At 73.7% G+C, this 4,409-nt stretch carries 3 protein-coding genes; all 3 read right to left on the bottom strand.

The features are described 5' to 3' along the window. A partial coding sequence (locus FOE67_RS28740) for an amino acid adenylation domain-containing protein (RefSeq protein ID WP_323383933.1) occupies positions 1 to 2,765 on the bottom strand: 2,765 nt, incomplete at its 3' end. 29 nt (positions 2,766 to 2,794) lie between these two features. Further along, entirely contained in the window at positions 2,795 to 3,619 is an 825-nt protein-coding gene (locus tag FOE67_RS00480; RefSeq protein ID WP_182659734.1) for an SDR family oxidoreductase, read from the bottom strand. A gap of 45 nt (positions 3,620 to 3,664) precedes the next feature. Next, the gene (locus FOE67_RS00475; RefSeq protein ID WP_182659733.1) at positions 3,665 to 4,366 is read right to left on the bottom strand and encodes a thioesterase II family protein; all 702 of its coding nucleotides are present in this window, start codon (positions 4,364 to 4,366) and stop codon (positions 3,665 to 3,667) included. Between the last annotated feature and the right edge of the window lie 43 nt (positions 4,367 to 4,409).

The following is a 4,409-nucleotide window of genomic DNA, read 5'->3' as shown; positions in this document are numbered from 1 at the left end:
GGTCGGGGCAGCTCGCGGGGGTCGAGCTTGCCGTTGGTCGTCAGCGGCATCCGGTCGAGCACGGTGATCGTGGAGGGCACCATGTACTCGGGGAGGAAGCCGGCCGCGCGCTGCCGCACGGCCGCGGTGTCGTCCCCGTCCATCACCACGAACGCGTCGATCCGGGCCGTCGCGGGGTTCCCGGGGTCGGTCCGGTTGAGCAGCACGGCCGCCGCGCTCACCCGGGGGTCGTCCAGCAGCACCGAGCGGATCTCGTCGAGTTCGATGCGGAAACCGCGCAGTTTGACCTGGTTGTCCAGCCGGCCCAGGTGCTCCAGTCGCCCGTCGGGCAGCAGCCTGCCCATGTCCCCGCTGCGGTACATCCGCTCGCCGGTGCGCGGATCGGTCGGGAACCGCTCCTCGGTGAGTTCCGGCTTGTTCAGGTAGTGCGAGGCGACACCCACGCCGCCGACCCGGATCTCACCGGCGACGCCCACCGGCACCGGCCGGCCCGCCGGGTCGGTCACCCGCACCCACCAGCCGGGCAGCGGACGCCCGACCGACTTCGAACCGGCGAGTGCCTCGGCCCTGGTGACGGTCTGCGCGGTCACGTGCACCGTCGTCTCGGTGATGCCGTACATGTTGACCACCCGGCACCCGGTCCCGGGGTGTCGGTCGAACCAGGGCAGCAGGATCCGCGGGTCGAGCCCTTCGCCGCCGAACACCACCAGCCGCACCGGGGCGGGCTCCGCCCCGTCCCGCTCGACCTCCACCAGGTGGGTGAAGGCCGAGGGGGTCTGGCTGAGCACCGAGACCCGTTCGCGGAGCAGCAGCCGGTGGAAGTCCTCCGGTGAGCGCGAGACCCAGTAGGGCACCACGACCAGGCGACCGCCGGTGAGCAGGCAGCCCCATATCTCCCACACCGAGAAGTCGAAGGCGCTGGAGTGGAACATCGTCCAGGTGTCCTCCTCCCCCAGGCCGAACTCGCCGGTGGTGGCGGCCATCAGGGCGAGCACGTTCGCGTGCGGGACGACCACGCCCTTGGGGCGGCCGGTGGAGCCGGAGGTGTGGATGACGTAGGCCGGGTCGTTCGGGCCGGTCCGCGAGGGGGGCGGTCCGTCGCAGTGGCCGGGCGCCGACTCCGCGAGTTCCCGGCTGCCGATCACCCGGACGGAGTCGCCTCGGGGGAACTCCGCGTGGTCGGTGACGACCGTGGTGAGTTCCGCGTCGGTGGCGATGTGGAGCAGCCGGTCCCGGGGGTGGGCGGGATCCATCGGCACGTAGACGGCACCCGCCTTGAGAACGGCGAGCAGCGTGACGATCAGTTCGGCGGACCGCTCCAGGCACACGCCGACCCGGTCGCCGTCGGCCACGCCGACGCGCCGCAGGGCATGGGCGAGTCGGTTGGCCCGGTCGTCGAGTTCGCCGTAACCCAGCCGGGTGTCCTCGAAGCCGACCGCCGGCGCGTCCGGGCGGGTCGCGGCGATCTCCGCGATCGCCTCGTCGATCCGCCGCGGGACGAAGGGCACCGGCCCCCGGGGGCGGCCGAGTTCGTCCAGGTGGTCCAGTTCGTCCCCGTCCAACAGCCGCACGTCCGGGACCGGGGTGTCGGGCGACCGCAGGAGCGCCCCGTGTGCCCGGCCCACGTGCCGCAGGAACTGTTCGGCGAGGTCGGGGGAGAGTCTCCGCGACGAGAAGTCGCAGCGCAGCGTGCGATCCCCGGCGGCGTCGCGGACCAGCGAGACGGTCACCGGGAAGGGCGGGAACTGGAAGGGCAGGTACTCCGTCGCAGGGGTGCCCGCCGGGGACGCGGGCGCGCCGGGGTCGGCGAAGACCATCCCCACCCCGGCGAGGCCGGAGGGGTCGCCGCCCGCGGCCTCCACCTCCCGCAGGAGCTCGCCGGTCCACCACGCCGGTCCGGTCGCGATCCTCGCGCGGACGTTCTTGTCGAGGGTGCCCAGGGTGTTCGCGCCGTCCACCGCCACCGGTACCAGGGCGATCCCGTCGACGGCGGGGGCCGGGGTGCCGTCCTCGGTGTCGGGGACCATCGCGGCGACGACCGGCCGGTCCACCCCCTCGTAGCGGGCGAGCACGACACCGAGGGCGACCGTCCAGCTCTCGGCGTCGCCCTCCGGGTGGTCGGCGGGCAGCGGGAGCAGGGCGGTTTCCGGCACCTCCGGACCACGGGTCCGCTCGGGTCCCCGGACCTGCCGGTCCCCGGTCGTGCAGTCGGCGAGTTCGGCGGCGTGCCGGGCGGCGTCGTACGGCCGTCCGGCCGCCGGGGCCCCGGCGGCCTCCCGCTCCGCGGGGCGCGGCGCGTCGAGCAGTCGCGCGACGAACCCGTGCAGCGCGGCGGTGCCGAGCGCAGCGCGGTGCGCGACCACGACGAGGTCGGCGACGTCGTCGTCGTACCGCAGCAGCACCGCGCGCACCGGGGCGTCCCGGAGGGCGACCACCGGACGGAGGAGTTCCCGCCTCCGCCGGCGCCGGGCGGCGGAGTCGTCGGAGCGGCACGGCACCCGCTCGCTCCACAGCCGCGCGGTGCCGCGGAAGAGCGCGGCCGTGGCGGTGGTGGAGAGCAGTTCGGTGGTGAGGGCGGCGAGCCGCCGCTCCAGCGCCTCCGGCCCGCCCTCCGGCAGCCCGTCGTGGGCGAGGCGCGTGCTCAGGGCGTGGCAGACCGCCCCCGGCGCCTTCCGGCCGTGGTCCGGAACCCACTCGCCGGCCCGGACGACGGCACGCCGCGACGGCGTGAGAGCTGCGAAGGCGTCCTGTTCAGAGATCGACACGACTGGTCCCCTTGGCGTGGTTGCGTGGTTCACCGGATGGTGAAGCCGCCGTCGACGGTCAACACGGAGCCGGTCACCTGTGCGGACTCGTCCGAGGCGAGCCAGACGGCGGCCCGGGCCACGTCCTCCGGCTCGATCAGCGAGTTCATCGGCTGCGACTGGACGAAGGTCTCCTCGTGCTCGGCGACCGGCAGGCCGAGCGAGCGAGCGATCTCGGAGAGCATCCGTCCCTCGACCCGGCTGTCGTCCCGGATCGAGCCCGGGCACAGGGCGTTGACGCGGACCTTCAGCGGCGCGTAGTCCAGCGCGGTCGCCTTGGTCAGTCCGATCAGGCCGTGCTTGGAGGCCGCGTATCCGGCGAAGTGCCGGTAGCCGACCAGGCCCGCGGTGGAGGCCACGTTGATCACGCTGCCCGCCCGCCGGGCGACCATGAGGGGGCCCACCACCGAGGTCATGCGCCAGGCGCCGGACAGGTTGACGTCGAGCATCACCTGCCACTCGTCCTCGGTGAACTCGTGGGCCGGTTTGCCCGAGGGCGCCGCGATGCCCGCGTTGTTGACCAGCACGTCGACCGTGCCGAAGCGGTCGCGGACCCGGTCGACCACGGCGCGCAGCGCGGGGAGGTCGCGGATGTCGGCCTCCGCCGTGAGCACGGCGGCGCCCTGCTCACGGCAGAGCCGGGCGGTGTGGTCGAGTTGGTCGGCGGTGCCGAGCGGATAGGGGACACCGGGGATGTCCCCGCACACGTCGAGCAGGGCGAGGTCGGCACCCTCCCGGCTGAACGCCAGCGCACAGGCGCGGCCGACGCCCCGCGCGGCTCCCGTCACGATGACGGTCTTTCCTTGAAGACGCACCAGGACTCCTTGTGTTGGGGCGATCGGCGGACCGTTCGCGCCGAATCAGCGGGGACAGACGTCCGCGAGCACCCGGATCAGGCCCTCGGGGTTGTCGATCGGGTACATGTGGCCTCCCTCGACCTCGACGAACCGGAAGTCCCGGGAGGTGGCCTTGCTCCACTCCATGGCCTGCTCGACGTCCACGAGCACGTCGGTGGTGCCGCGGACCGAGACGATCGGCGCGGGCAGCGGATCGTCCGACCCGGGGACGTAGCTCTCGTGCATCTCGACGTCGGCGCGCAGGGTGGGCAGCAGCAGTTCCCGCATCTCCGGGTCCTCGAGCGCGTCGTGCCGGTAACCGGCGAACTCCTTGACCCGGGCCAGGAACTCCTCGTCGGCCAGACCGCTCGCCCCGTTCTCCCGCCGGGTCCACGGTCCGGGGGACCCGCTGACCACCAGCGCGGCCAGGTCGACGTCGTCGATCGCGACCAGCCGGTGCGCGAGCTCGTAGGACAGCACCGCCCCCAGGCTGTGTCCGAAGAGGACGACGGGGCCGGCGCCGGAGACCCGCTCCAGCACCTCGGGCAGCAGCCCCTCGACGGCCCGTGCCGCGTCGCGGTGGGGCTCCTCGGCGAAACGCTGCTCCCGGCCGGGCAGTTGGACGGCGGCCAGGTCGAACCCGTCCCCGCACAGGGGGACCCAGGGGCGGAAGACCGAGGCGCCCGCCCCGGCGAACGGCACGCAGAGCACGATCGGTTTTGACATGTTCATTCTCTTTCCTGGTGGTGGGGTGGGGGCCGTCGGGACG

The organism is Streptomyces calidiresistens, assembly GCF_014141525.1.
Classification (GTDB): domain Bacteria; phylum Actinomycetota; class Actinomycetes; order Streptomycetales; family Streptomycetaceae; genus Streptomyces; species Streptomyces calidiresistens.
Note: the sequence above shows the minus strand (reverse complement) of the source record. Positions and strands in the feature narration are given on the sequence as shown.

Excerpts from the sequence above, each read along its gene's own strand:
- FOE67_RS00475 (WP_182659733.1), bottom strand. The coding sequence starts at position 4,366 with ATGTCAAAACCGATCGTGCTCTGCGTGCCGTTCGCCGGGGCGGGCGCC.